This window comes from Halobacillus sp. 12SKB (assembly GCF_052941655.1).
On sequence record NZ_JBRFWR010000001.1, the window covers coordinates 695,673 to 721,580 of the forward strand.

General features: G+C 44.6%; 26 protein-coding genes. 13 read left to right on the plus strand and 13 right to left on the minus strand.

Annotated elements, in window-relative coordinates; translation table 11 throughout:
- The first annotated feature begins 499 nt into the window (after nucleotides 1-499).
- The 5 genes from ACQ4XT_RS03440 to ACQ4XT_RS03460 all read left to right on the plus strand — a co-directional run bounded on the left by ACQ4XT_RS03440 (nucleotide 500) and on the right by ACQ4XT_RS03460 (nucleotide 7,948).
- Nucleotides 500-1,180, plus strand: coding sequence for a hypothetical protein (locus ACQ4XT_RS03440; RefSeq protein WP_446852510.1), 681 nt, complete (start codon nucleotides 500-502; stop codon nucleotides 1,178-1,180).
- A 23-nt stretch (nucleotides 1,181-1,203) separates the two neighbouring features.
- Nucleotides 1,204-2,457, plus strand: coding sequence for an efflux RND transporter periplasmic adaptor subunit (locus ACQ4XT_RS03445; protein ID WP_446852511.1), 1,254 nt, complete (start codon nucleotides 1,204-1,206; stop codon nucleotides 2,455-2,457).
- Nucleotides 2,458-3,402: 945 nt separating this feature from the next.
- A complete protein-coding gene (locus ACQ4XT_RS03450; RefSeq protein WP_446852512.1) occupies nucleotides 3,403-4,416 on the plus strand; it encodes an LLM class flavin-dependent oxidoreductase in 1,014 nt (337 codons plus the stop codon).
- Nucleotides 4,417-5,251: 835 nt separating this feature from the next.
- Nucleotides 5,252-6,199 carry a BMP family lipoprotein gene (locus ACQ4XT_RS03455; RefSeq protein WP_446852513.1) on the plus strand — a complete coding sequence of 316 codons (948 nt, stop codon included), beginning with the start codon at nucleotides 5,252-5,254 and terminating at the stop codon, nucleotides 6,197-6,199.
- Nucleotides 6,200-6,211: 12 nt separating this feature from the next.
- A complete protein-coding gene (locus ACQ4XT_RS03460; RefSeq protein WP_446852514.1) occupies nucleotides 6,212-7,948 on the plus strand; it encodes a methyl-accepting chemotaxis protein in 1,737 nt (578 codons plus the stop codon).
- Between the two features lie 15 nt (nucleotides 7,949-7,963).
- On the opposite strand, the gene ACQ4XT_RS03465 is transcribed toward ACQ4XT_RS03460, so the two are convergent.
- Nucleotides 7,964-8,215: a DUF2164 domain-containing protein gene (locus ACQ4XT_RS03465; protein ID WP_446852515.1), complete on the minus strand. Its 252-nt coding sequence runs from the start codon at nucleotides 8,213-8,215 to the stop codon at nucleotides 7,964-7,966.
- Between the two features lie 19 nt (nucleotides 8,216-8,234).
- On the minus strand, nucleotides 8,235-8,837 hold the full coding sequence (locus ACQ4XT_RS03470; protein ID WP_446852516.1) for a class I SAM-dependent methyltransferase: 603 nt from the start codon (nucleotides 8,835-8,837) through the stop codon (nucleotides 8,235-8,237).
- Nucleotides 8,838-8,994: 157 nt separating this feature from the next.
- Between ACQ4XT_RS03470 and ACQ4XT_RS03475 the strand changes: the two genes are divergently transcribed.
- The 5 genes from ACQ4XT_RS03475 to ACQ4XT_RS03495 are packed head-to-tail and all read left to right on the plus strand — an operon-like array spanning nucleotide 8,995 to nucleotide 13,453.
- A complete protein-coding gene (locus ACQ4XT_RS03475; RefSeq protein ID WP_446852517.1) occupies nucleotides 8,995-10,218 on the plus strand; it encodes an ABC transporter substrate-binding protein in 1,224 nt (407 codons plus the stop codon).
- Nucleotides 10,202-11,053, plus strand: a complete 852-nt coding sequence (locus ACQ4XT_RS03480) for an ABC transporter permease subunit (RefSeq protein ID WP_446852518.1) — start codon at nucleotides 10,202-10,204, stop codon at nucleotides 11,051-11,053. The genes ACQ4XT_RS03475 and ACQ4XT_RS03480 overlap by 17 nt, the downstream gene beginning before the upstream one ends.
- Nucleotides 11,050-11,850, plus strand: a complete 801-nt coding sequence (locus ACQ4XT_RS03485; protein ID WP_446852519.1) for an ABC transporter permease — start codon at nucleotides 11,050-11,052, stop codon at nucleotides 11,848-11,850. Before ACQ4XT_RS03480 ends, ACQ4XT_RS03485 begins: the two co-directional genes overlap by 4 nt.
- Nucleotides 11,847-12,812 (plus strand): ABC transporter ATP-binding protein, encoded by a 966-nt coding sequence (locus tag ACQ4XT_RS03490; RefSeq protein ID WP_446852520.1) that lies wholly within the window; start codon nucleotides 11,847-11,849, stop codon nucleotides 12,810-12,812. Before ACQ4XT_RS03485 ends, ACQ4XT_RS03490 begins: the two co-directional genes overlap by 4 nt.
- A complete protein-coding gene (locus tag ACQ4XT_RS03495) occupies nucleotides 12,809-13,453 on the plus strand; it encodes a TVP38/TMEM64 family protein (RefSeq protein WP_446852521.1) in 645 nt (214 codons plus the stop codon). Before ACQ4XT_RS03490 ends, ACQ4XT_RS03495 begins: the two co-directional genes overlap by 4 nt.
- 308 nt (nucleotides 13,454-13,761) lie before the next feature.
- Here the strand turns inward: ACQ4XT_RS03495 and ACQ4XT_RS03500 are convergent, their stop codons facing one another.
- From ACQ4XT_RS03500 to ACQ4XT_RS03520, 5 genes are all read right to left on the minus strand, one after another.
- On the minus strand, nucleotides 13,762-14,844 hold the full coding sequence (locus tag ACQ4XT_RS03500; protein WP_446852522.1) for an FAD-dependent oxidoreductase: 1,083 nt from the start codon (nucleotides 14,842-14,844) through the stop codon (nucleotides 13,762-13,764).
- 55 nt (nucleotides 14,845-14,899) lie between these two features.
- A complete protein-coding gene (locus ACQ4XT_RS03505; RefSeq protein WP_089654526.1) occupies nucleotides 14,900-15,217 on the minus strand; it encodes a thioredoxin family protein in 318 nt (105 codons plus the stop codon).
- 72 nt (nucleotides 15,218-15,289) lie between these two features.
- Nucleotides 15,290-16,105, minus strand: coding sequence for a DUF368 domain-containing protein (locus tag ACQ4XT_RS03510; RefSeq protein WP_446852523.1), 816 nt, complete (start codon nucleotides 16,103-16,105; stop codon nucleotides 15,290-15,292).
- 253 nt (nucleotides 16,106-16,358) lie between these two features.
- The gene (locus ACQ4XT_RS03515; protein WP_446852524.1) at nucleotides 16,359-17,873 is read right to left on the minus strand and encodes a glycine betaine uptake BCCT transporter; all 1,515 of its coding nucleotides are present in this window, start codon (nucleotides 17,871-17,873) and stop codon (nucleotides 16,359-16,361) included.
- Between the two features lie 205 nt (nucleotides 17,874-18,078).
- Entirely contained in the window at nucleotides 18,079-18,645 is a 567-nt protein-coding gene (locus tag ACQ4XT_RS03520; protein WP_446852525.1) for a nucleotidyltransferase domain-containing protein, read from the minus strand.
- A 126-nt stretch (nucleotides 18,646-18,771) separates the two neighbouring features.
- Here ACQ4XT_RS03520 and ACQ4XT_RS03525 point away from each other — a divergent pair, with 126 nt between their 5' ends.
- Both ACQ4XT_RS03525 and ACQ4XT_RS03530 read left to right on the plus strand, forming a co-directional pair.
- Entirely contained in the window at nucleotides 18,772-19,323 is a 552-nt protein-coding gene (locus tag ACQ4XT_RS03525; protein WP_446852526.1) for a GNAT family N-acetyltransferase, read from the plus strand.
- Nucleotides 19,324-19,413: 90 nt separating this feature from the next.
- Nucleotides 19,414-20,922 carry a BCCT family transporter gene (locus tag ACQ4XT_RS03530; protein ID WP_446852527.1) on the plus strand — a complete coding sequence of 503 codons (1,509 nt, stop codon included), beginning with the start codon at nucleotides 19,414-19,416 and terminating at the stop codon, nucleotides 20,920-20,922.
- Between the two features lie 64 nt (nucleotides 20,923-20,986).
- On the opposite strand, the gene ACQ4XT_RS03535 is transcribed toward ACQ4XT_RS03530, so the two are convergent.
- From ACQ4XT_RS03535 to ACQ4XT_RS03560, 6 genes are all read right to left on the minus strand, one after another.
- On the minus strand, nucleotides 20,987-21,118 hold the full coding sequence (locus ACQ4XT_RS03535) for a hypothetical protein (protein ID WP_446852528.1): 132 nt from the start codon (nucleotides 21,116-21,118) through the stop codon (nucleotides 20,987-20,989).
- Nucleotides 21,119-21,140: 22 nt separating this feature from the next.
- Nucleotides 21,141-22,157: an AimR family lysis-lysogeny pheromone receptor gene (locus ACQ4XT_RS03540; protein ID WP_446852529.1), complete on the minus strand. Its 1,017-nt coding sequence runs from the start codon at nucleotides 22,155-22,157 to the stop codon at nucleotides 21,141-21,143.
- 884 nt (nucleotides 22,158-23,041) lie between these two features.
- Nucleotides 23,042-23,692, minus strand: a complete 651-nt coding sequence (locus ACQ4XT_RS03545; RefSeq protein ID WP_446852530.1) for a metal-dependent hydrolase — start codon at nucleotides 23,690-23,692, stop codon at nucleotides 23,042-23,044.
- A 66-nt stretch (nucleotides 23,693-23,758) separates the two neighbouring features.
- Nucleotides 23,759-24,043: an iron-sulfur cluster assembly accessory protein gene (locus ACQ4XT_RS03550; protein WP_446852531.1), complete on the minus strand. Its 285-nt coding sequence runs from the start codon at nucleotides 24,041-24,043 to the stop codon at nucleotides 23,759-23,761.
- Nucleotides 24,044-24,191: 148 nt separating this feature from the next.
- Complete coding sequence (locus ACQ4XT_RS03555) at nucleotides 24,192-24,608, minus strand: organic hydroperoxide resistance protein (RefSeq protein ID WP_160916549.1); 417 nt, start codon at nucleotides 24,606-24,608, stop codon at nucleotides 24,192-24,194.
- A gap of 73 nt (nucleotides 24,609-24,681) precedes the next feature.
- Nucleotides 24,682-24,963: a YkvA family protein gene (locus tag ACQ4XT_RS03560; protein WP_160916551.1), complete on the minus strand. Its 282-nt coding sequence runs from the start codon at nucleotides 24,961-24,963 to the stop codon at nucleotides 24,682-24,684.
- 316 nt (nucleotides 24,964-25,279) lie between these two features.
- Between ACQ4XT_RS03560 and ACQ4XT_RS03565 the strand changes: the two genes are divergently transcribed.
- On the plus strand, nucleotides 25,280-25,831 hold the full coding sequence (locus ACQ4XT_RS03565; RefSeq protein WP_226594245.1) for an NADPH-dependent FMN reductase: 552 nt from the start codon (nucleotides 25,280-25,282) through the stop codon (nucleotides 25,829-25,831).
- Nucleotides 25,832-25,908 lie beyond the last annotated feature (77 nt).

The following is a 25,908-nucleotide window of genomic DNA, read 5'->3' on the forward strand; positions in this document are numbered from 1 at the left end:
CCATGGCAAAGGGGCGGAGGGAAACAGTGAGACTCCTATTTTTAAGTGTGGGTGCGCCTTGGTTAACGGCGTATGGACTGGACTGAGCTGGCGGAGATAAAGGAAACACGGAGAGCGTAGCGATTCGATGTTGACTTATCGTACAGAAGCGAGGGAAGTCTCACTAGCCGCTAGGCGTCGGAACCGGATAACTAAAAGGACGTGCGGGACAGGTTTGACCCCGGAAGGCGTAGCCTGAGGAGGCTCACCGCCCGCCCCATGGAAAGTGTTCAAATGCGGAATCGTGTCTGGATGATGGAGCAAGACGAACCTTTTCCCGGAGCCCCTAGAACCACACAATCGTCTTGAAACTGAGTCTTCCACAATAGGGAGCTTATTTGAAAAGACACATCAGGGTTTATTCACCTAACTTTTTCCAAACAGTTTACAAGGTAATTATAGCAACAACTGACAATTTCCGTTAGAATAAGACAGAGAGTTTTATTTTCTATATAAAAGGATGGAACGCATGACATACTCGATTCATTTAATAAAGCTATTTACAAGCCGGGAAGACCATTTGTTCAAACTGAACGAAGCGGAACGGCTCAAAAACGTTTGGAATCTATTATTCTTTTTACTAGGTTTAACGATTCTTACATATGTCTGGACAGCGTGGCTTGGTCTCGGTACGGATGCAATTTCTGCCAACATGTCTGACCTGAACAGAGTCGAATATGAAATGAGGAAAGCCTGGTTCTTAATTGGACGCGCTGGTTTCGCCATCCTTTTATTCTTGTTCACGCTTTTCATTTCATCGTTCTTTTTCTGGTTGTTCAACAACGTGTCTTATAAAAAACTCTTCATTCTGCAGATGAATGTATTACTGATTATGCTGATCGAACGGATTACCTGGATCCCGCTAATGGTTTATGCCGGGATTGATTGGTACGTATCACCCTTTTCTTTTGGAGTAATCGCCTCTTATTTTACCAGCATTGATTGGGTTATTTACTTATGTGGAGCCATCTCCATCTTCCAGCTTTTCATCATCTGGTATCAGGTGAAGTGTATTTCCTGGCTCTCCAAGACGAAAATTGGCTGGATCTGGGTCGGTGTTGTTTTTTGGCACATGTTGTTGTGGGCAGGGACGGCCGCCCTATCTAAATTCGATTTGTATCTTCTTTATTTACTCAGATAAGAAAGCAGCAGGTGTAAAGAACTATGAAAAAAATCAATGTTAAAGGCAGAATTCTTGGAATCTTGATTGTCGCCTTCGTTACGACCAATGCTTTCCTCATCTTCTTTGATGAAGGAGAACAAGTGGATCGCAAGTCATACATCAAGGAATGGTCCAAGACAATCACCTATGATTTATTTGAAAAAATGGATACAAAAGCCGTGTTCACATCAGAAGAAACAGAGCCGGTTTATTTCAATGAAGATGTTGGATCATTCAACGAATTTCTTGTGAACGAAGGAGACACCGTAAGCGAAGGTGATGACCTTTACACGTATGATGTCTTAAACTATTATCAGGAAGAAGCTCGTCTTGAGTCCGAAGTGAGCCGTTTAGAAGAAGAAATTAATGCAATTGAAGATCTTATAGACGAAGTGGAGAGCTATCGCGTACCTGATCCTCCCGACACAAACAGTAACTCAAGTCCATTCAATAATAATTCCAATACAAGTGAAGCTACCCCTCCTTCCTACGTTGAGACCGAATACATGAAAGAAGAGAAGGTTGCCGAACAAGAAGCTGAACTGGCTAAGCAAGAAGCCATGCTCCAAATGGTGGAAGACCAACTGGACCAGCTTCAGGACGAGGGTGATCAAATTACTGTTACAAGCGCTTTTTCAGGAACGGTCAGCGAAATTTCAGAAGACCTTGAAGCTCCTCTTCTTACATTGGAATCTACGAACCTAGTATTAGAAGGAACTATTCCTGAACAGGAACGGAAAGAAATTGAAGAAGAAATGGTTGTTGAAGTTCATGTACCTGAAATGGAATATGAAACGACAGGTACATTAGCTTCTGTTGACAACTACCCAGAAGAAGTCGAGGTCCATCGTTCAAGCCGCTATCCTTTCACAGTTTCCCCGGAAAATCCTTCAGAGGAATTGCTGGCTGGCTATCATGCGGACCTAAAAATCATAACAGATGAAGCTTTAGGTGTAGTCACCGCTGTTGAAAAAGCGTTGGAGACCGAAAAAAACCTTTATGCATGGGTGATGAATGATGAAGGAATTCTGGAGCGCCGTGACATCGAAACGGGTATTGAAGAACAAGAACTCGTTGAAATCATTTCAGGCCTTGAAGATGGTGAGTGGCTTGCCGTAGAGCCGAAAGATGAATTCAGAAATGAAGCGATCTTCTTCACACCACTACATACCGATGATCTTAGAGTACGCCAGATGTTCAAAATGGAACGTCAGTCTATCCTGACTTACGGTTTACTAGGCATCCTATCCCGATAACTCCAGAGAATACCGGCTGTCCCCAAGACAGTCGGTTTTTCTTTGTTCCCCCAATAAATACTTTTTATAATTTATTAAAGAATATGGCAGGTTTCTTGAAGACTCAGTTTCGAGACTTTTGTTTAGAGTATGGGGGCTGCGGGGAATAGCTCGCTTTCCGCGGGAGCGCGGTGAGCCTCCTAGGACTGCGTCCTGTGGGGTCTCACCAAGCACTTTTTTCCTCTTCGATATCCGGTTCCGGCGCCTAGCGGCTAGTGAGACTTCCCTCGCTTCTGTACGATAAGTCAACATCGAATCCCTCCGTTCTTCGTGTTTCCTTTATCTCCGCCAGCTCAGTCCAGTCCATACGCCGCTGATCAAGGCGCCTGCACACTTAAGTTAGGAGTCTCGCCATTCCCCTCCGCCCCTTAATCAAGTAAGGTTCTCGAAACCACTACTTAAAAAATCACTTGTATGGTTATGAGTAGTGAATGATATAAACTCTATCCCATTGACGTTTAGGATACGCGAATGCTTGATACAACACACTATATGCCCGCCCGGGGGAGAAGAATTGGAACCTTACTTATGAATACATGTGTTCTAATCATCCACTTCCTTCAACCATAATAGCTGTCCCTTTTAGAAGTGGTTTCGAGACACTTATAAAGTAAAGGGGCGGAGGGAAACGGTGAGACTCCTATGGGACGTGTGGGACAGGTGAGACCCCGGAAGGCGTAGCCTGAGGAGGCTCACCGCCCGCCCCATGGAAAGCGAACCTTTTCCCGGAGCCCCCAGAACCACACAAACATCTCGAAACTGAGTCTTCAAGAATAGGGAGCTTTGGTTAAGGTTCGTTTGGAGAAAAGAAGGAAAAGAATTGTTTTACATTTGCATCTATTCGTAGCCCATGGGACGATAGTAGTTAGATAGAATGACAACGAAAGAAGTAAAAGGGGTATGAAAATGAAATTAAGTGTATTGGATCAATCCCCTATCTTAACAGGGACAGACCCAAAAGAAGCTTTACAACAAACAACAGAACTCGCAAAGTGGACGGATAAGCTGGGATATCACCGTTTCTGGGTTTCTGAACATCATAGTACAAGCAGCCTCGCAGGGTCTGCACCTGAGATACTTGCGGCCCACCTGGCTGCTCATACAGAAAACATTAGAATTGGCACAGGCGGCGTACTACTTCCCCACTACAGCTCCTATAAAGTTGCAGAAGATTTTCGAATCCTCGAAACCCTCCACCCTGGCCGCATCGATCTGGGGGTGGGGCGTGCCCCTGGAGGGATGCCCAACGTCAATTTAGCATTGAACCGCGGGAAACTGCCAAGCATCGAAGACTATCCATCCCAAGTGGAAGAGTTAATGGCATATTTACACGGCCAGGACCCACACGGTATGGACATTTATGCAACACCGAAAGGAGAAACAGCACCACCCGTATGGATGCTAGGATCAAGCGGGACAAGTGCACGCTTGGCTGCAGACTTAGGAGTCTCTTACTCCTTCGCTCATTTCATCAATGGACGTGGAGGAATACGGGCTATGGATCGCTATCAAGATTATTTCACAACCTCTATGCAGCAAAGTAGTCCTATTGGAAATGTTTCTGTATTTGTCGTGTGCGCAGAAACGGATGAGCATGCAGAATACCTTGCTGCGAGTCTGGATCTTGCTCTTCTACAAATTGAACAAGGTGGAACACGGACACATTTCCCTACCCCTGATGAAGCGCTCAGCCATAAGTACACCATTTTTGAAGAGGAACGAATTCAAGACAACCGAAATCGGATGATTGTTGGCTCTGTTGAAAAAGTAAAAGAAGAGATTGAACAGCTGGCGGAGAGTTACAACGTAGATGAAGTGATCGTCAACACGATCGTCACTCCGTTTGAAGATCGTTTACGCTCCTATGAGCTTTTAGCCGATGCTTTTCAATTAAGCCACTCCAAAACCACGATGACCTGACGTCATCGTGGTTTTTTCTATTCCCCCTACTATTCAACTAAATGGCAGGTTTCTTGAAGACTCAGTTTTGAGATGTTTCCAGGGTTCGTTGCCTTGTGGAGCGTCTGGGTTGGCTGGGAAGCTACTCGCTTTCCTGCGGGGATGACGGCAAGCCTCCTCGTGCTTCGCACTGTGGGGTCTTGCCAGCCCATCCATTCCCGCGGGAGTCTCGCAGCTTCCCAACCACCCCTTTCAGTGTAAGGGAGAAACGAACCCACGTACCAAGTTGGAGGGTCTTCTACTATCCAACTGTTAGAGGTATAAACCGCTGTGGATTAAGTTTTCAAGTGTTATGGAGGTGTTCTATAACCCACTTTCCATAATTATATGAGCTGACCTTTTGGTAGTGGTTTCGAGAATCTTCCTTGACAAAGGGGCGGAGGGGAATGGCGAGACTCCTAACTTAAGTGTGCAGGCGCCTTGATCAGCGGCGTATGGACTGGACGGAGCTGGCGGAGATAAAGGAAACACGAAGAACGGAGTGATTCGATGTTGACTTATCGTACAGAAGCGAGGGAAGTCTCACTAGCCGCTAGGCGCCAGAACCGGATATCGTAGAGGAAAAAAGTGCAGGGTGAGACCCCACAGGACGCAGTCCGAGGAGGCTCACCGCGCTCCCGTGGAAAGCGAGCTGTTCCCCGCAGCCCCCATCCACTTATCAAAAGTCTCGAAACTGAGTGTTCAAGAAAAGGGAGCTTTTGTGGTGTGAGGATATTAAGTCTTCCCTCCTATTTAAATTGTCCTGGTTTTTACCGATATTTATAGATGTCAGACATCATAACAAGGAGTGGTGATATTGCAACGTCTATACATACCCTTCGTCCTCCTTTCCTTACTTGTAGGAATGGTTGGATGTGCGAACAATGAAACGCAAGCGAATACAGAAGATACGATCAGCGCTGGCCTTATCGTCACAGACAGCGGACTCGGTGATGATTCTTTCAGTGATTCAGCTTTTCAAGGACTCGAACAAGCCCGTGATGAGTTAGGCATCACTTTCGATTACCGGGAACCGTTCGATCAGGATTATAAAGAGAATGCCCAGGAGCTGTTGGAGCAGGACCATGACGTCATCATCGGACTTGGCTATAATTCGCAGGAAGCTATTGAAAAATTAGCGAAAGAAAACCCGGATCAGTCATTCGTGATGATTGATGCTGTATCTGAACTCGATAATGTCACGTCTATCACCTTTAAGGAAGATGAAGGCAGTTATTTGATCGGCCTTATCGCTGGAATGAAAACAAAAACAGATACCGTCGGGTTTATTGGCGGGGAAAAAATTCCTGTCGTAGAACGTTTTGAAGAAGGTTTCAAAGCAGGTGTAAAAGAAGCAAATGCAGATGCGCAAATCCTTTCTGAGTATGCAGGAACGTTCGATGATGACGAGCAAGGAGCTTCCATTACGAACGACATGGTGGAAGAAGGTGCTGATTTCGTCTTTCCTGCAGCAGGTTTTACAGGGATCGGAGTTTTGAAAGAAGCTCAGAAACAAGGAATCTACGCGTTTGGTGTGGACAGCGACCAGTTTTTCGTAGCTGAAGAAGCCGTCGTCTCTTCCATGCTTAAGAATGTGAACGTCGCTCTTTACGATGTGATGAAACTCTTGAGTGATGGACAAAAGCTCGATGGAGGCACACAAACGCTCGGCATTGAAGAAAATGGTGTAGGTCTTGCTCCAATCCGCTTAATTGAATTGAGCCCAGAAGAACAAAATCTATTAAATGAAGCGACAGGAAAGTAAGGGGGAAACGTGATGACCATCGGAAAAAGATTATATACAATGACACTGATTCCACTCCTTTTATGCCTGGCCCTCATCAGTTTCATCGTTTTTCAAATGATGGATTTACAACGCTCGTCCAATCAAGATGTCCAAATTTTACTTGAAGGTAAGGAACTGCATGGCCAGCTCGTCAGTGTGGAACAGGCATTGACGACCTACGGATACAATCCATCCGAAGCCTCTCGGAGCGAAGCTGAAGTTCTGATTGAACAGACCGGCAGCATCTTCGAGGATATGGAACCGCTGATTGCAACGGAAGCTCAGGAGCAATGGTACAACCAGGCACAGGCAAAATTTGAGAATTGGACAAAGATTGCTTCAGAGGCACTGGCAAGCAACGATACTAATGAAGTGCAGCGTCAATCCGCCCGTACCGGTGGAATCATTAATGATATCTACATGCTTCAAAAAGAAGCCCAATCCTGGTATGACGATCAAATGATGAACCAAAAACAGACGATTCAAAACCTGATTTGGTTCACCATCATTGCGGCAGCGGTCCTCGTAGTTTCTACGATTCTATCAACGACAAGACTGACGAAGCATATTGCCCGCCCGATCCGTGATCTCGCTGATCAAGCATCAGAAGTAGCCAATGGAAACTTGAAAGCTTCCATTGATGTGAGCAATAAAGAGAAAGACGAAATTGGGCAATTGAAACGATCATTCCGTACGATGATCGATAACTTGGAAGGGACAGTCCAATCCGTTCACCACATCGGACATAATGTACAGGATTTCAGTTCCCGTCTTCATAAGGAGATGGGCGGCCTTTCGGAAATATCGAGTCAAGTAGCCAATTCAACCGATGAACTGGCCCAAGGGAGCCAATCCATTTCTGAAGATGTTCAGGATGTAGCCAATCTCATGGATGATCTCCACCAAGGCTTTGAAATGAACCGTGAACAAGGCCAATCATCCAGGAAATCCAGTCAGCAAGCGCTCGCTTATGTGGATGAGGGGCAGACGAGCATTACAGACCAACGGGCGCTGATGGACCGAAGCGCTGCTTCGATTGCAAACGTAGAAGAATCCGTCAATCACTTCATCCAACATACGGATCAAATCGAATCCACCGTCAAACTGGTCAATGATATTGCAGAACAAACGAATCTTCTTGCTCTGAACGCTGCCATTGAAGCAGCACGAGCAGGTGAACATGGTAAGGGATTCGCCGTCGTCGCGGAAGAAGTGCGTAAACTTGCTGATCAGTCCACTTCAGCTACAGGTCACATCACTGAAATGGTGACGCAAATTAGAGATGGCGTTCAAGTCATTGAACAGGAAATGCAGAAAACCATCCAAATTTCTGAACTGCAAAACGATTCTGTAGATACATCGAAAACCGCTTTTGAAAAAATAAGCGCTCAAGTGAAGTCCATCGATGAACAGCTGGAATCTCTAGTCCGTGGATTGGATGATTCCAAAGATAAAAGTGCGAATGTCTACGTTTCTGTAGAGAATGTGAGCAGTATCGTGGAAGAAACAGCGGCAGGCACAGAAGAAATTTCTGCATCTACTGTCGAGCAGCAAGCAGCCTTCCAGCAGATGATCAAAGAAACCGATCGCCTTGAAAATATGGTAGCTGACTTGAACGAGCAGTTAGAACATTTTGAATGGAATCAACAAGTGGAAGAACAACAAATAGAAAAAGATATGGAAGTAGATTACGAAGATGATGAAAAAACATACACCGCTTCAGCTTAATGAAGCGGTGTTTTTTTACCTGCGTGCCGGTTTACCAGCGGGGCGTTCAAGGGAACGGAGATCTTCATCGACATTCATAACCTTCTGTTCTACCATCTGTCTCGCGTCTGCTACTCCTTTGTTATAAAAGAAGGGACCCATCTCTTCCGCCAACCTATGTACCCATTGTTCAGCAGCAAGATCCCCGATCACCTCTCCCCGTTCTAATTCAAAGTATTCTTTGATTTGATCTACCATATACTCTCTTTCTTCTTTTTTTAATTTCATATGCTTCCCCCTTTTTTCCTTATCCTATCATATCTTTTTTCATTCCTGTCACACAGACAGCATCGTTGGGTTTTTCAGATTTGTAATGGATGCATACCTGTTGAAACCCCGCTTTTATAAGAAGGTTTTGCATCTGACCACCCAGCACCTCCGTCGTGTCATCGGTCGCTTCATCTTCATGAGGAACAATGGTCAGCGCGATTTTCCCCCTTTCACTGAGCAGCCTCCGCAAATGACGAAGAATTTCTACCGGGCGCTTCCAAAACGTGATATTGTTGACGGCATAGATTTTGTCCAATGGTTTATTAAAATGAAGCAGCTGACAGGCTTCTCCGTGGATGATACCGATTTGTTTTGAATGCGTTTGATCATTCAACTTCTTTAAAACCATTTCAACCATCGCTTCTGACGGATCAATTCCATACAATTCCTCTGTTTCCAGGGCAGCTATTTTTTTCAAAGCTGCTCCTGAACCAAACCCGACCTCTAAAACGCGATCTTCCTTTCCTACATCCAGAAAAGACAAGGTCCAATCATTCAACTCCCTGTTTTCTCTTTCCATAAACATTCCAGCAAACTTGCCCGCTAATCCTTCTGGTTTTGCGAATTGATCATAAATCACATCTCCGTCCTCCTTTTCCCTCCCTTTACCCTTATATTTTTGAGTTCACGCATTACGAAAGTAGTATTAGTTTTTTTTCGTTCCGTTTGTTTGTATGATAAATGACAGAGGGATTTATGCAGTACCCATATAATGAGAATCATAGGGGGAGATGCGCTTGAAGAATTTCATGCCATGTTTCCTGCTTGCGATCCTGTTTTTGACAGCTTGCAGTGAAACATCTACAGATAAAAAAGATTGGACAGAAGCTTCGTGGGAAGAAATCGAAGCTGCAGCAGATGGGACAGAAGTCCGCCTGTACATGTGGGGAGGAGATGAAGGAATCAATGCCTACATTGATGACTATGTCACACCACAACTCGAAGACCAATATGGGGTTTCGCTGAAACGCATCCCTCTCGACACACCGGAAATTTTACAAAAACTCCAAACGGAGAAACAAGCGAATAAACAAGAGGGCTCGATTGATGTGATATGGATCAATGGAGAGAATTTCAAAAACGCAAAAGCAAACGAGTTGCTGATCGGTTCTTTCACAGATGTGCTTCCTAATTTCAATGATTACTATAATACCGAAGACCCAGCTTTCCAAAGGGATTTCGGAACAAAAGTAGAAGGAATGGAAGCGCCCTGGGGCAAAGTCCAATTCGTGTTTCATTATGATTCAGAAAAAGTTGAAAACCCTCCCGCTACATTCGAAGAATTACAAAATTGGGTGGCTGAGAACCCCGGCAGATTCACCTATCCGAGAGCGGAAGATTTCACAGGCAATGCCTTCCTGAGACACGTGTTATACGCACAAGCAGAAAAGCCTTCAGATGTTTTTGAGCAGCCATTGAAAGAGAACAACATCACTCCAACTGCCGAACGGACATGGTCGTACCTTAATGAAATGGAGAAAAACCTTTGGCGCTCAGGGGAGCATTATCCAAACAGCCTGACAGAGTTAGACCAGTTGTACAGTCAAGGGGAAGTGTGGATGACGATGGGATATAACGAATCGCGGGCTGAATCACTGATTAAAGAAGGCGTTTTCCCTGAATCTACACGTTCGTTCGTGATGGAACCAGGATCGATTGGAAATACACATTTCCTCTCCATCCCCTTCAACAGCCCCAATCAACCCGGTGCGTTGACCGCCATCAACTTCATGCTTTCTCCAGAAGCCCAACTGGAAAAATATAAACCGGATGACTGGGGCGAGAATACACCGATCAGCTTCGACCAATTGCCTGAAGACGTTATAGAGGAATTCAAAGCTGTGAAACGCGGGAAGAGCGTATTATCAGCAGAAGAACTTGAAGAAAGCTTCCTGCCAGAATCAGAAGCCGGCTATGTCGATTGGATGAAGGAACAGTGGTTCAATGAAGTTGTTCAATAATAGAACCTTTCTTCTCTTTCTTCCTGTAATCAGCTTTTTGGTTATCCCCTTCTATGGCTTCATACACGCGGTCATTCAAAGCATAGGTGGCGAAGGGTTAACTCATTATAAAGAAATTCTAGACTCGGAACGGTTTCTTTCTTCTGTCTGGTTTAGCATTCGAACGGCAGGAATAGCTACCATTGCTTCCATCATCCTCGGGCTTGGTTTCACAAAGGCGTTTCACCCATTGTTAGCCCGAACCTCTAAAAGGCTCATGGTTTGGATTCCGATGCTTTTTCCTCATTTCGTTTGGGGATACATGGTCATTCTCCTACTCTCGGAAACAGGGTGGATATCACAAGCCTTTGCAGCTGCCGGATGGATGGAAGATACATCAAACTTTCCTGTATGGACCCGTGATCCGGAAGGTATAGGAATCATCATCACCTATATATGGAAAGAAGTCCCTCTTGTCATTCTGCTGCTTTTCCCTGTGTTTACGTCTATCCGCCCTGAGTATTACGCTCTTGTAGACAGCCTTGGAGGAAATGCCTGGCACCGCTTTACTACAATCGATCTGCCACACCTCTTCCCTGTTCTCGTGGAATCATTTTTGATCATCTTCTCCTTCACTCTGGCGGCCTATGAGGTTCCAGCTCTCATCGGCACCACTTTTCCGGAGATGATATCCGTGCTCGGGTATGAATGGTTCTATGGAAGTTCCTGGAACGATCGTCCATTGGCCTTTGCCGCCATGGTCCTGACTAGTCTATTCCTCTTAGCGCTGACATTGATAAGCTATTATGGATTAAGCAGGCCCAGATGGAGAGCGATGAGGGGGGATCGACCATGATTCGTAAAAAAACGCTGTTTCTTATTTTGACTTTGCTTCTCTTCGTCATTCCGCTAACCGCTTTGCTATTGCAAAGCTTTAGTGCTCCCTGGCGCTTCCATACGGGACAAGGCATAGACTGGGGAATGCAAGGGTATTCCGTCCTCTTTGGAAATCCGCAGTTGTGGGAAGCGACGTTCATCTCCATCGGAATCGGGTTTGCTGTACTTTTCATGAATGTCGCAATCGGTTTGTTTACAGGAAAGGCGCTGTCCTCCTATGCTTACCGTGGAAAAGCATGGTTGGAGGCTCTGCTTTTATCACCGATTTTAATACCATCCCTGGCCATTGCCATGGGCCTGCATTTATTCATGATTCGTATCGGTCTTGCAGACACCATTGGGGGCGTGATGCTTATCCATCTGGTACCGACCGTCCCATACAGTATCAAGATCTTTCATAACAGTTATCAGCAAATGGGAAAAGCAATGATGGAGCAGCCTCACATTCTTGGAGCAGGGTTTTGGACACAGGTCTTCACCGTAGAACTCCCTTTACTCAGACCTGCGATCCGGAGCCTCACTTTTTTAACGATTGTGATCAGCTTAAGTCAATATGCCCTCACCGCCATTATTGGCGGCGGTCGGGTAGTAACATTGCCATTGGTCTTTTTCCCTTTTCTCGATAATGCGAACACATCGATCATGGCGGCATTCTCAATCTGGTTCGCACTCATTCCGATTTTCATGTACATCATCATTGAAGCTTTGATGATGTTTCTCCCCTACTCTCGATTGCCATGGAGGAATCATCGATGAAACAGACGAAATTAGAAATGAAAAACATCACAAAAACCTTTAATCAAGATACGATTTTGAAAGACCTGACCTTCCAACTTAAGAAAGGTGAAATCATAAGTATCGTCGGGCCTTCAGGCAGTGGAAAAACCACCCTGCTCCGTATACTTGCAGGGCTTGAAAAGCCGACAGATGGTGAAATGATCATGAATGGAAAAAACATTACCAAACAGAAGGCGAACCGGCGGAGCATCAGTCTCGTTTTTCAACAGCCTCTGCTTTTTCCACATATGACCGTAAAAGAAAATATCGCTTACGGAGCAAAAGTCTCAAAGAAATATAAAGAAGAAAAAATTGATTCTTTACTGGATGCGATTGGTATGGCGCGTTACCGAGACTATTACCCTTCCGAGATTTCCGGAGGACAGCAGCAGCGGACGGCTCTCGCCCGTGCGATGGCCACAGAACCTGAAGTGATTCTGTTTGACGAACCCTTCAGTAGTCTGGACCCAGCGTTAAGACAGGATTTGAGATACTGGGTCCGTGACTTTCTTGCCTCGAGAGAAACGACTGCGGTATTCGTTACTCATGATATGGAAGAAGCCATGATCATGGGTGATCAAATCGCTGTATTTGAAGGAGGGAACTTCCAACAGATCGGCACAGCTGAAACGTTACACAAGTCCCCTGCAAATATCAGGGTTGCTTCCTTTTTAGGGGGGCATCTCATTTTAAATGATCACGAATTCACCCCTTTACATGCCGTTCAAGTAGGAACCCGTAAAACATCGGAAAATGGAGTCAGCTACCACGCCACTGTCGAGCATATCACTTACCAGCACGGCCGGCCGGTAGCACATTTATATGTCCACGAGCTTGAGAAGAAAATATCTATCCCCGTCGATGAAACGCTCGATACACGGGAAGTCCAAGTAACCATTCCAAAAGGTTCCATACAGACCTTCAGCGGAGAGATTCTATGAACAGGAAAAACATATTACGGACAGCTTTGTTCCTTGGTCTGTTTATTGCTCTTGCCTGGTTTGTACGCTCCCGGTTCGACGTCAGTGCGGATAATATCCGTTCCTATATTCTATCGTTCGGTGCTATAGGACCACTCATCTTTATGGGTCTGTATGCCATCGGCCCCATTGTTGTTTTTCCTACCTCTGTCCTTTCGCTCGCTGCGGCTTTCGCCTATGGAATCTGGCCCGGGATGCTCTATATCGTCATCGGAGCTACAGGAGCTGGGGTGACTGGATATATCATGGGGAGATTTTTCGGAGACTCTGTACTCAAGTTTCATCAGTCGAAATGGGCGGGAAACATCTATGAGCGGATGCAGGGGCAAGGTTTTCTCTATGTGTTCATCCTGCGCCTCATTCCACTCGTCGGATTCGACATATTAAGTTATCTAGCAGGAATGACGAGGGTGAAGTTTCTCTCTTTCGTTCTAGCTACGGTGATCGGTATGCTTCCTGGAACGTTCGCATACAGCCTGGTCGGAACCAGTCTTGCAAGCGGAGACCGTACACTGATTCTCATCGCCTTCAGTGTCTTCACCCTCCTCCTTGTCACAACTTACTTCTTCCGCAACAAAGTACGAACCTGGCTGAAACTATAAGCACTATCCAACTATTTGGCAGGTTTCTTGAAGACTCAGTTTCGAGACTTTTATTGAGTGGTGGGGGCTGCGGGGAATAACTCGCTTTCCGCGGGAGCGCGGTGAGGCGCCTCGATCAGCGGCGTATGGACTGGACTGAGCTGACGGAATATGACTCGAGTGTCTGGACGATGGAGCAAGACGAACCTTTTCCCGGAGCCCCTAGAACCACACAATCGCCTCGAAACTGAGTCTTCAAGAATAGGGAGCTTTAGTCAAAAAGAAAGAGTCTTGGATAGCGTCGAAGGGGGCGCTATCCAAGACTCTTATTATTTATATTTACCCATAAACTCCTGATCAATTTTGTTCTTTAACTGCCACGCCTTCTTATTATGCGAACTGACAGGTCCATACACAAGAAAACCTTTCTTCCCCCCTGTTGATAAAATATACAGAGCATTTTTCTGTGGAACGAACGAGTCCAATGGTAAGCCGGAAAGGTAATTTTTCAAGTTCTCCCAAAGAACCGGACCCTGTCTCACAGCATACACACCACTTTTCGGAAGGTTCGGATGATCAATCATTGTGACACAATCCCCTGCCCCAAAGATGTAATCATAGTCACGGAATTGCAGGGTAGATCGTACAAGTGCGAAAGAGCGCTCATCTATGGCGAGTGAAGACTTTTCAAAAATCGGATCTCCAATCGCGCCTCCCAGCCAAAGAACACCCGTATGGCGAACTCGATTACCGCTGTCCGTTTTGACGAATTCTTCAAAAACTTCTTCGACATGTTCGTCCTGCCAGACGCGTATCCCTTTTTTCTCCAATAACTTTTTCAACCTTGCTGAGACGTACCGTGGTCCATCTGCCAGTATTCGATCAGACGTGATCAAACGGACTTGACCAGGGATTTTGTGTTTATCCTTATAAGCTTGGATCGACATCGCAAGCTCCGTTCCAGCCGCCCCCCCTCCGACAATCAGTGGTTTGGTGGTTTTTCTCAATGTTCTAATCTGCTCTGTAAATTCGTAATTCGGCTTAATTGTCCGCGCAGCTGAGTCCTCAAACGATAAGGGCAAACTTTTAGACCCAATATCAAAACTTACGACATCAAAGGGATAGACAGACCCATCTTCACATACGACCTTTTTTTGCTGAGGTTTTATGAAGGATGCTTTTTTTGGTATCCAATGGACGTTGGAAGCATTCGCTAACTGACGTATATCCACACGAATATCCTCTTCAGAGTAAAGGCCTTCTGTGTACCCTGAAAACATCCCTGAATAATACTGATAAGGCGAAGGTGTAATCATACAAACATCGACCTGTCTCCAAATTTCACTCCGCAATTGTCTTAAAATTTCAAGGTGGGCATGACCAGCACCGACGAGCAGTAACCTTTTTGACAAGAGAGCACCTCCTTACAGAAAACGTCCACATGGCATGACCATGTGGACGCGCTTATTAAAGACTTGCTTGTAAAAACTCCTCTACCTCTTCTGGAGTTTTAGCATTCGCACTATGAAGATGGGCTTTTTTGTTTCCATCTTTAAAAATCAGGATGCTTGGAATCCCCATCACTTCATACTTTTCTGCAATCTCTGGAAGTTCATCGCGATTAACATTATACCAATCGTACCCATTATATTCTTCTAGGATGTCTCCGATAAACATATCCATGCGTCGGCAATCCGGGCACCAGTCCGCTTCGAATTTCACGATGACTGGACGGTCGCTTGCAATTGTTTCGTTGAACTTATCCGTTGTATGAATGGCTTCCATCAAACTCAATCTCCTTTATAAATAACTACTTCTTATCATACCCAAAATGTATGAATTTGTCTTTCGTCAGGCTTACTTGTATTCCACTCTGCCTAGCAGCCAGGCAGCAACCAGCCCCCCAAGGAGTGCAGCGATACTGACAAGCATCATCACTCCAGCTTCAGGAAGTCCAGGAAAAATAACAAATACAGAACCAATGACTAGACCGATGATGACCGCAAAGGTTCCAGATGTATAATTTTCAAGGAAAAATTTAACAATCTTACTCATTACCACGATTCCACAAACGATTCCTGCCCCCACTACAGCGATGATATCAATTCGGAAGTCAGAAATCCCTGAAGTTACGGTCGTATATACCCCAATAATTAATAAGATAAATGAGCCGCTGATTCCAGGTAGAATCATAGCACTGCTGGCAATCCATCCAGAGAAAAACAACAAAATGTATCCAGCCAACGATAAGTTTTGCATCGGTTCAGACTCTGCTGTCTGGAAAAATGCCATGGAGGCGACTAAGACGGCTCCTATAAGCAGCAATAAGAAGTGTTTCGCTTTAAAATTATGTTTCACATCTGCTTTATGTGTTAAGTACGGCAGCACTCCGATGATCAGGCCAAGAAAGAAAAACTGCGTCGGGCCCGGGTAGTGTTCAAATAACCATTCGATTAAGTTGGCCATCAAACCGATGGCGATCACCACTCCAATTCCAAGTGGCAGCAAGAATTTCAAATGTGTCTTCCATTCCTTACTAAAAAAACCGTTAATGGCTTCGATCAGACGGTCGTAAATGCCGAGAACGACAGCAATTGTCCCCCCACTTACACCTGGAACGACGTCACTCGCTCCCATCAGCATGCCACGGTAAATATTTCTCCATTCCCACATATCTTTGGCTCCTTTTATATCTAACCCTTTTCCTTATTATTCTATCAGATTTCTCTAAGGTTTTATGATACATTTTCATGAAAAGAAACACAATGAGTACAAAACTAAATTCAAATCCCCGTGAATCGAGACCCCTTCAAAAATATAAGATTTCCCCAGACTCTATCAATCTTCATATGCACACCACTTTTCCAGGACAGAAAAGTATGGAAGAAGGAACTCCCACGTCGTAACGTGGAAGTTCCTTCTTAGATTAAGCAGATGTTTTTTCTTCTTTATCCTTCCCTCGATCGAGTGCGATTTTATCTGCACGAATGGCTTTATATAAGGATACGACCATTAAGATCATGATGAAAGAGAATGGAAAGGCAGCCGATATAAGAGCATTCTGCAGGGCCTGCAAACCACCGGAATATAACAAAACAGCAGCCATGGATGACTGAACAATCCCCCATACAAACTTAACCATCGTAGGCGGGGTCAGTGATCCGTTTGTCGTCTGCATTCCTAATACGAAGGTTGCAGAGTCTGCGGATGTAATGAAGAATGTTCCAATCAATACCATTGCGATGATTGACAGGATCAATCCTAGTGGATAATTATCAAATGTTCCAAACATCACTTGTTCTGTAGCTAGATCGGAAAGTCCACCTTGATCTTGTTGGACTTGGATAGCAGAAGAACCGAAAGTGGAGAACCAGAGAAAACCTACAGCAGACGGTACAAGCAGCACACCTGATAAAAATTCGCGGATCGTACGTCCTTTGGACACACGAGCGATAAAGATTCCGACAAACGGGGACCAAGCAATCCACCATGCCCAGTAGAAGACCGTCCAGTTGTTGATCCATGTACGATTTTCTTCACTGTTCGGTGCAAGACGGAAGCTCATGGTCGGCAGGTTTTGTAAGTAAGCACCGATCGTGTCTGTAAACATGTTCATAATGAAGAGCGTCGGACCCACAATCAACATGATGGCAAGCAAAGCTATCGCTAAGACCATATTCGTATTACTCAAATAGCGGATTCCTTTGCTCAATCCAGTATATGCAGAAATCATGAATAAAACGGTAACGACACCGATGATGATCAACTGAACACCAAATGAATCTTCAAGGGGTGTTAAGAACGTCAAACCGCCATTGATTTGTGCTGCACCAAATCCAAGGGTCGTCGCTACCCCGACAATGGTCGCAAACACGGCAATGATATCGACGACTTTCCCCCACGGTCCATTCATTTTATCTCCGAACAGAGGCTCGAGTGTAGAACTGATTAAAGCTGGCGCACCTCGACGGAACTTAAAATATGCAAGAACTAAAGCAACGATTGCGTAAATTCCCCATGCATGAACTCCCCAGTGGAAGTAAACGAATCGCATGGATTCATTCAGGGCAGCCGCTGTTCCCGTCTCTGCAGTTGGAGCATTATTAGCATAAAAGTAGATTGGTTCTGCCGCTCCCCAGAAGACGAGGCCGATTCCCATCCCGGCACTGAAAAGCATCGCAAACCATGTCGCGTAGTTGTAATCAGGCTTGTCCGTGGGCTTTCCAAGTTTCATTTTTCCATAAGGACTGAAAATCATATAAAGACAGAAAATCACAAAACCAGTAACGATCAGTAAGTAGTACCATCCAAAGTGAACAGAGATATAAGACTGGATGCTTCCTGTAATACTTTCTAGATTTTTGGGGGCAACCGAACCCCAGACGACTGAAAATAGTGCAATGGCTAATGTAACCCAAAAAACAGATGTGACTTTTTTCATTGTAAACTCCTTTCCAGAACTTGTACGTATTTTCGATACAGGGGGATGATTATTCGAGGGGTAGCATCCGATGATGTATGTTTAACGAATACCCAAACAAAGAAAAAATAAACAATTCGTCGAATTTTCCCTACATAAATATAGCCCAAAAGACGGATGTCTCCTGGGCTTATATCATTATAAAAGTTTCTTTTAAGGACAGCGTTCAATAGAGTAAAGCTTCGAGCCAAGGATGTTCAGGTTGGTGATGCATCAGTCCTTGTTTCAGCCACTCCTTCTGATGGTCATTTAAGAAAGGAAAGACGTTTTGGAAGTCTTCCTCGTCTTTATCTGTGGTATGGGTTGATTTATAGAGAAGAACAATTTCAGGGTTCAGATACGGGTGTCCATGTTCTGACTGCAGGTGCATACGATTGATTTCAAATGTAATAGAGGAATCTCTTCTGAACTGCCAGCGGTGCCTGTTTTTTTCATTGAGGAGAATTTCGAACCTATGACCCTCTTGAGAAAAAGCATGGATTTCATGGACAGGAAGAGTGAGGGGTTCCCCTTCCCAACGTTTGAGTTCCTTCTGTTTGACGACTTGCAAATCCCATGATTTCAATACTTGATATAATTCATGCTGTTTTTCACGGAAAATGGCGACTTCCACATCATCGTGATGCCTTGTTTCTTCTCCGATATGAAGGTCAATAGCCCATCCCCCCGCGAACATCCATTCTCCATCAAATTCACTTAACCACTGCCGTACTTCTGTACATTTTTCAAACATGTGAATCCTCCTCTATATCATCTTGTCCGAGTTTAAAACCGCTTAACCCAATCCTTTTTTAACCCTTTCTTTTGGAAAAGTTTTCTTATACGATGGGGGGATATATATAAACATGGGGGAATGGATATGCTGAAAGGAAATCTTGTTGAACTCCGTCCTGTTTCAAAGGACGACTTGAAACACTTATTCAAGTGGGCGAATGATGAAGAAATAGCGAATCTCGCACATGGGAGCGACTCAGCCTATCAAAATAACAACCCACAAGAAGATCTGGAAGCTTTCTATGAAAAAAATCTTACTGCGCAGCCTCTATGGGAAAGCGGACGTGTTTTCATCGTCTATACGATCAGTACAGGAGTGCCTATTGGGAAATGCAGCTACAGCAACCTGAATCCCGTGACAAGGGCAGCAGAAATCGGTTTGAGCATCGGGGAAAGAGAATATTGGGGGCATGGATATGGAAGGGACATCATTCAAACCTTGTTGAAACACCTCTTTCACACCCTGAACCTCGAACGTGTTCAACTGGACACGTGGAGCGGCAACACACAAGCGCTAAGACTTTACGAAAAAACGGGCTTCCAGACAGAAGGCCGGCTCCGTAAAAATGAATATGTGGAAGGCACTCACTATGACACGATCCTTATGGGGATGCTTCGATCCGAATTCAACGCGTAAATGTTTTTCGCAGGAAAATGTAGGGAATAAACAAACCGATCATCAAATTCATGTTCATCTATTACTTATGATTCATGAAAGGAGTCCACGATGAAAGATCAAATCAAAAACCCTGTTTTCCTCATTTCTGCAACCGTCATCACTGTCCTCGTCATCGTAGGAGCCATTAATCCAGAAGGCTTCGGTACAGTCGCCGGTACCTTATTTGATTTCACTACGATTAATTTCGGCTGGTTTTATCTCATTTCCGTCTTCGGCTTTGTCATTTTCCTGGCTGCTCTCGGACTGAGTAAATACGGAAAGATCAAAATCGGGCCTCAAGATTCAAAGCCTGAATTTCCTTTCTTCACTTGGATCGGCATGCTCTTCTCTGCCGGATTCGGGGTAGGGCTTGTATTCTGGGGAGTGGCAGAACCGATGAGCCACTTCTTTGAAACGCCATTCTCAGATTTGGATGCCCAAACTGAGGATGCTGCGCGTGTCGCTATGGGATACTCTTTTTTCCACTGGGGAATTAACCAATGGTCCGTTTTCGCCATTGTCGGCCTGCTTATTGGCTTCTTGCAATTCAGAAAGGATAAGAACGGTCTCGTGTCTACTGCTCTTGAACCCGTGCTCGGGAAATCAAAGCCCGTGAAGTACACCATCGACTCATTAGCCGTCATCGCTACAGTGATGGGAATCGCCACATCCTTAGGACTCGGTATCCTTCAAATGAACGGTGGGTTGAACGCCGTATTCGGCATTCCAAATAGTACATCGATCCAGCTTATCATAACAGGCGTACTGCTCATCTTATACTTAACCTCATCCAGTACTGGATTAGAAAAAGGGATCAAATGGCTCAGTAACTTGAACCTGGCTCTATGCTTAGTTTTACTTTTATTTGTCTTCTTCGCCGGGCCGACGGTCTTTATTTTAAATAGTTTCACCTTAGGGATCGGAGACTATATTACCAACTTTGTGGGGTACAGTCTTAGATTGACTCCCTATGAAGGTGGGAGTTGGCTCCGGGATTGGACGATTTTCTATTGGGCATGGGTCATTGCATGGTCACCATTCGTAGGGGCATTCGTTGCCCGCGTTTCCCGTGGTCGAACAATCAGGGAGTTCATATTCGGTGTCCTTGTCGTACCACCGCTGATCGCTTGTTTGTGGATCGCCGTTTTTGGTGGTACAGCCTTGAACAGTGACTTGAACAATGGAACGCAAATCGCTGAAGCCGTCAACAATGATGTGACGGTCGCTCTCTTCGAAGCTTATGAATATCTGCCTCTTACAGGTATTTTATCTTTCTTATCAATTTTGTTGATTGCTACGTTCTTGATCACATCCGCGGACTCAGCCACTTATATTTTGGCAAGTATGACAACGAATGGCAGTCTGACGCCTGCCCTTGCTATTAAAGTGATCTGGGGTGTCCTGATGGCAGCCATTGCCGGCGTGTTACTGGTCGCCGGTGGCTTGGATGCTTTGCAGACAGCTTCTCTCGTTTCTGCTCTTCCGTTTACAGTCATCATCATTCTCTTCGTTTATGCCTTTACGAAGATGATACGAAAAGAGCCGCTGCCCGAACGACGCAAGAAAAAGAACGAATAGTTGAGAACAAAAAAAGGTGTCCTATTCCAATACTGGAAGGACACCTTTTCTATTTCTTATACTTTTAAATTTCTGGATTTTCTATACTCCAATACCCTCCATCGATCGGATCGTAGGCGGTCTTACTCTCACCTATCCCCCATGAGCCTGCAAACGTCAGTAAAAGAACAACAAACAATCCGGCTAACCTTTTCATAAAAGAATACCCCCATTTATTTTTATATTCTTTCTAAATACGCTAGTGGTAATTGAGCAAAGAAGTAATCCCCTTGTTCTTGAATAAAACGATGATAGGAATGTCTCAGCATCTCCCTGTTCCCTGTAGCCAGACCCAGGTAACTTTCTTGAAAGGGAGTGAGTGATGGAAAGGAATGCAGAATCTCCTGGGTTTTCTCATAATCTCCTCGCGCTAAAGCAAGATGAGCCTGCTCTACTGGATCTGTAGTAGATATCCCTTCTGTTCTCTGATGAAAGGAAGATATAAAAGGAAGGGAGCGGTTTTTTACCGTTTGCAAAAAACGTGAATGCCCATGTTTTCGAGCAATCTCCATGGACTTTAGTAACGATTCCATAGAAGATTCATAGCCATTAAAAAGCTGACATAAAGCCAAATCATGATGCATGCGGCTCTTTCTTCTGGAGGAAACTTCTGTGTTGATCATTTTATATGCATAACGGCTTGCAAGAATAGAGTTATTAGTCTTCCAATAATGATAAAAAAGCAGCTCTTGATAACGTTGATTCAAATAATAATACATCAAAGGCTCGTCTACTTGCTGCAGCGCCTGATCGCATTCATCCAAGTATTTATCCAATGCTGTAAATACTTTCAAGTCCTGATAAGAATAAACAAGGGTGAACAAATGAAGACATCGTAACGATGGATGCGTAAAATGGAGATCTTTTAGCTCGTCTAAGTAATTTTTGTTTTTATCTCTACCGGTCTGAGACAGGATCACTCGATACAAATGACCCACTTCTTTATTTATGTAAGAGGATTCTGTAATGACAGACAGCTCTTCAAAAAAATCATTCATATAAAAAAATTCCATGCAGACAATTTGTTCATCAATGGTTATAGGAAAATGGGAGAGGATGTAGTCTTTTGTCCGCAAGACAGCATCCCTTCTAGGATACTTCCTTAAATAATCCAGGTAAACGTCATATAAAGAGGAAGTGCGACTCATTTGAAGCTTCCGCAATGGGCTCGGTTCAATTAGTTGATAATCTGCCACAACACTCACCCTCCTTATCTATCTACACTCTATTTTATTGAATTTTCGAAAATATGTCTATACAATACTTAAAGATATTGAAATATTTATGGATTATTTTTCCTTTTAAACACCTCTTCTTATTCCATAAACGCTCCCTATACTTGAAGACTTGATTTCGAGACTTTTGTTGAGTGGATGGGGGCTGCGGGGAATAGCTCGCTTTCCGCGGGAGCGCGGTGAGCCTCCTCGGACTGCGTCCTGTGGGGTCTCACCATGCCCTTTTTTCCTCTTCAATTTCCGGTTCCGGCGCCTAGCGGCTAGTGAGACTTCCCTCGCTTCTGTACGATAAGTCAACATCGAATCACTCCGTTCTTCGTGTTTCCTTTATCTCCGCCAGCTCAGTCCAGTTCATACGCCGCTGACCAATGCGCCTGCACACTTAAGATAGGATTCTCGCCATCCCCCTCCGCCGCTTCGCCATATAAGTATCTCGAAACCACTTCTGGAATAAGCTGCTTTTACACGTTGTCATTCGAACGGAATGGACTTCCAAGGACACCATTCATCATTCTGGAAGCTTTTGATAGAGCGCTTTATACTAATCACACCAGGATAGTGGAAGACCTTTCAACCTGGTACAGGGGTTCGTTTCTCACTTACATCGAAAGGGGTGGTTGGAAAGCTGCGAGACTCCCGCGGGAATGGATGGACTGGCAAGACCCCACAGTGCGTAGCACGAGGAGGCTTGCCGTCATCCCCGCAGGAAAGCGAGTAGCTTCCCAACCACCCCTGACGCCCAACAAGGCAACGAACCCCGGACACATCTCGAAACTGAGTCTTACACATTGCTGCCCTATTGTTTAATAAATGGGTATAAAAAAAGACACTACTAGAATGTAGTGTCAGAAAATGTTTGAGGTGAGGTACCATACGTTCCATAAAAGCAGGCTGTACACAATGAGACGCTCACTGTTGGATCCTGTTCGGAAAGTAAAAATGAACTGTAAGTACTTCTTTGAAAATGGATAAGCTAACGGGATGCCTTTTTTCGTTATGTAATCACCAAACAAATGCGAAATCACCCCTATGATCAAACCACCAATATACATGCGGGGAATGGCGAAAGCTTGCTCAAGGATAATACCGTAACCGATAAGTACACCGACAAACAGCACGGAATGGGTCATTTTTCTATGTCCTCGAATCATGATGAGAATAGGGAGAAGCAGCATGACGAAAATTTTCAGTTGTTCTCGATATGTATCCAAATACTCTGGTACAAACAAATAACAGAGAAAAGCGACAGTAAAGACCGTCATAAGTCCCCGCCAAAACTTGTGGCCGAGGGTAGATGTTGGTGTGTCGATGTCCGGCAGAAGCGAGCCGAAAAGGACGAACACAAAAAATAAAACCGTTTGGAGAGGCTGTTCAGGCATCCACTCGAACGTAGGGAGTAATGTCATTGCTCCCACCCCGAAAGTAAAGCCCACAACCTGGTGTCCTGATGCCATCATGATGGATAGTGATCCTCTTTTCTTATATGTATATTTCATTAAGGAGGCCCCTATCTCCAGGGCGTCCTCCTATAAAAATAAACCCACAAAACTGTGGGCATCTATTCAACAGTCTTTTTCGGGAAGCCCAAGCATTTGAAACTTCGGCCCTTCCATTGTCTGCTTCCCTTCAATTGTCAAAGTTTCAGTCAGATGCACAATTCTACTGTCTATAGCCACGGGAATTGAATTGATGTGATGAAGTTCATCATCACCTTCCGGTTCACCAATCGTCATACCGATATCTGGTTCACCACACCCGTACCCAGCAAAAAACAAGCGCAGGCATCCTGCATCTTCATCTTCTAAGATTTGATTCAACAAATCTCTCGCTTGGTCGGTGATTTTCATCGCCTTCACCCCTTCGACTATAAAATACCATAATTACCAGGAGGCCTGGTAGTAATACGAATCACATCTCATACGTTACAGCTATTCTTCCCTTCCTATAAATAAAAATCCCTGGTGGAATTTCCACCAGGGATGAAAAGGTTATCTTTTATACGGCGCTCGCATTGATTTCAACGTCGATGTTCCCGCTCGTTGCTTTAGAGTAAGGACATACTTTGTGTGCTTCTTCAGCAAGTGATTCAGCTTCTTCCTGAGAAACGCCTTTCACTTTCACATTAAGGACAACGCCTACTTTAAAACCATTGTCTGCTTCATCTTTCATAAGGCTGACGTCAGCAGTGATTTCAGATTCGATGTCTTTCTTCTGTTTACTTGCAACCAGGTTCAATGCCCCATCGTAGCAAGCGGAATAACCAGCAGCAAACAATTGCTCTGGGTTCGATCCTTTTTCATCACCTTCACCAGGCATGGAAAGGTTCAAATCAATTAAACCGTCATCTGACTTAACGTGGCCATTTCTTCCACCTTGTGCTGTTGCATGTGCGGTAAACATTACTTTACTCATTATCCATCACTCCTTGACTAATTATTGAATCTACTACAGTTACATTCCTCATCTTGCCGTTGATTAAACATTTCTATTCATCATAGACCCGGTACTCCTTTTGGAGATCCACAGGAGCCATTTTCACCATCCATTGCATGATGTAAGTAAAAACAGCAAGGTCATCGACAAGACCGAAGAATACGAGGAAGTCCGGGATGATGTCCCAAGGGAATAAAAGGTATGCCACTAAGAGTACAACGGAAAACCATTTCTTCCCGGCACTCACATCTTTTGATTTGAAAAATTGTACAAGAAACGGCACAGATTTTCTGACATTGAAAAGAAACTTAATTCTTCGCCATAAACGGATCATCAGCTTCCCTCCTCCCTCCTATTATAACCTTCTTATTCTGACAGGAAGCAAGCACAATCCTCACAATTGCTTAAATAAGACGTATACTTTACCATAAAAAGAAAAGAGACTATACCACATAATCGCAACCGTTTCGGTGATTTACACCTACTCCACGTATCGGAAAACGGTTGAACGCTGTGCCGCACTATAATTCAGAATTTCATAAGATATTCGGGCGTTCCAAACACATACTACCCTTAGCTACATAGCCCATTTTTTTAAGTTCTGCATAGGATATCATAGCTCAAAGAAAATTGAAGGGGAGAAAGTTGTCATGAAGATCCTACTATTGAACGGAACGATCGTCGGGAAAAAGACCCGGACGCTCCTTGATGAAATCGAAAAATATATACAACAACTGCCAACGGACCACACGACAAAAATCGTTGACCTCGAGAACTACGAACTTCAATTCGTAGATGGCCGCCCAGCTGAAGAGTACAATGATGATATGAAGAAGTTAATCCATGAAATTGAAGAAGCCGATGCTTATGTCATCGCTACTCCCGTTTTTCAAGGATCCATCCCAGGTACTTTGAAAAACGTATTCGATGCCGTATCGCCTCTTGCCATGCGTTATAAACCCGTATCCATTGTCGCCAACGGTGGGACCTTGCAACATCACCTCGTCGTAGAGAATCAATTAAAACCAATCCTGAATTACTTCCGGTGTATGGTGACACCAAACTACGTGTACACACACACGAATCACTTTTCCACTCAGGGAGAGCTCATTGACGAAGACGTCCGCAACCGCTTGAAAGAGATGACTGTCGTTTTTGATCAATACATGCAGATGAGCCGGGAACTTGAACCAGATAAATAAGAGACGGGTGTATTATAGTGCTGCTCCACTTTAAACAAGCGGATCTATATTTCTGTAACTAAAAAGCGCGGGGTCTA

Bases quoted from the DNA above. Each gene is read 5' to 3' on its own strand.
- ACQ4XT_RS03440 (WP_446852510.1), top strand. From the start codon at position 500: ATGGAACGCATGACATACTCGATTCATTTAATAAAGCTATTTACAAGC.
- ACQ4XT_RS03445 (WP_446852511.1), top strand. From the start codon at position 1,204: ATGAAAAAAATCAATGTTAAAGGCAGAATTCTTGGAATCTTGATTGTC.
- ACQ4XT_RS03450 (WP_446852512.1), top strand. From the start codon at position 3,403: ATGAAATTAAGTGTATTGGATCAATCCCCTATCTTAACAGGGACAGAC.
- ACQ4XT_RS03460 (WP_446852514.1), top strand. From the start codon at position 6,212: ATGACCATCGGAAAAAGATTATATACAATGACACTGATTCCACTCCTT.
- ACQ4XT_RS03465 (WP_446852515.1), bottom strand. From the start codon at position 8,215: ATGAAATTAAAAAAAGAAGAAAGAGAGTATATGGTAGATCAAATCAAA.
- ACQ4XT_RS03480 (WP_446852518.1), top strand. From the start codon at position 10,202: ATGAAGTTGTTCAATAATAGAACCTTTCTTCTCTTTCTTCCTGTAATC.
- ACQ4XT_RS03485 (WP_446852519.1), top strand. From the start codon at position 11,050: ATGATTCGTAAAAAAACGCTGTTTCTTATTTTGACTTTGCTTCTCTTC.
- ACQ4XT_RS03490 (WP_446852520.1), top strand. From the start codon at position 11,847: ATGAAACAGACGAAATTAGAAATGAAAAACATCACAAAAACCTTTAAT.
- ACQ4XT_RS03495 (WP_446852521.1), top strand. From the start codon at position 12,809: ATGAACAGGAAAAACATATTACGGACAGCTTTGTTCCTTGGTCTGTTT.
- ACQ4XT_RS03505 (WP_089654526.1), bottom strand. From the start codon at position 15,217: ATGGAAGCCATTCATACAACGGATAAGTTCAACGAAACAATTGCAAGC.
- ACQ4XT_RS03510 (WP_446852523.1), bottom strand. From the start codon at position 16,105: ATGTGGGAATGGAGAAATATTTACCGTGGCATGCTGATGGGAGCGAGT.
- ACQ4XT_RS03515 (WP_446852524.1), bottom strand. From the start codon at position 17,873: ATGAAAAAAGTCACATCTGTTTTTTGGGTTACATTAGCCATTGCACTA.
- ACQ4XT_RS03520 (WP_446852525.1), bottom strand. From the start codon at position 18,645: ATGTTTGAAAAATGTACAGAAGTACGGCAGTGGTTAAGTGAATTTGAT.
- ACQ4XT_RS03525 (WP_446852526.1), top strand. From the start codon at position 18,772: ATGCTGAAAGGAAATCTTGTTGAACTCCGTCCTGTTTCAAAGGACGAC.
- ACQ4XT_RS03530 (WP_446852527.1), top strand. From the start codon at position 19,414: ATGAAAGATCAAATCAAAAACCCTGTTTTCCTCATTTCTGCAACCGTC.
- ACQ4XT_RS03535 (WP_446852528.1), bottom strand. From the start codon at position 21,118: ATGAAAAGGTTAGCCGGATTGTTTGTTGTTCTTTTACTGACGTTTGCA.
- ACQ4XT_RS03545 (WP_446852530.1), bottom strand. From the start codon at position 23,692: ATGAAATATACATATAAGAAAAGAGGATCACTATCCATCATGATGGCA.
- ACQ4XT_RS03550 (WP_446852531.1), bottom strand. From the start codon at position 24,043: ATGAAAATCACCGACCAAGCGAGAGATTTGTTGAATCAAATCTTAGAA.
- ACQ4XT_RS03555 (WP_160916549.1), bottom strand. From the start codon at position 24,608: ATGAGTAAAGTAATGTTTACCGCACATGCAACAGCACAAGGTGGAAGA.
- ACQ4XT_RS03560 (WP_160916551.1), bottom strand. From the start codon at position 24,963: ATGATCCGTTTATGGCGAAGAATTAAGTTTCTTTTCAATGTCAGAAAA.
- ACQ4XT_RS03565 (WP_226594245.1), top strand. From the start codon at position 25,280: ATGAAGATCCTACTATTGAACGGAACGATCGTCGGGAAAAAGACCCGG.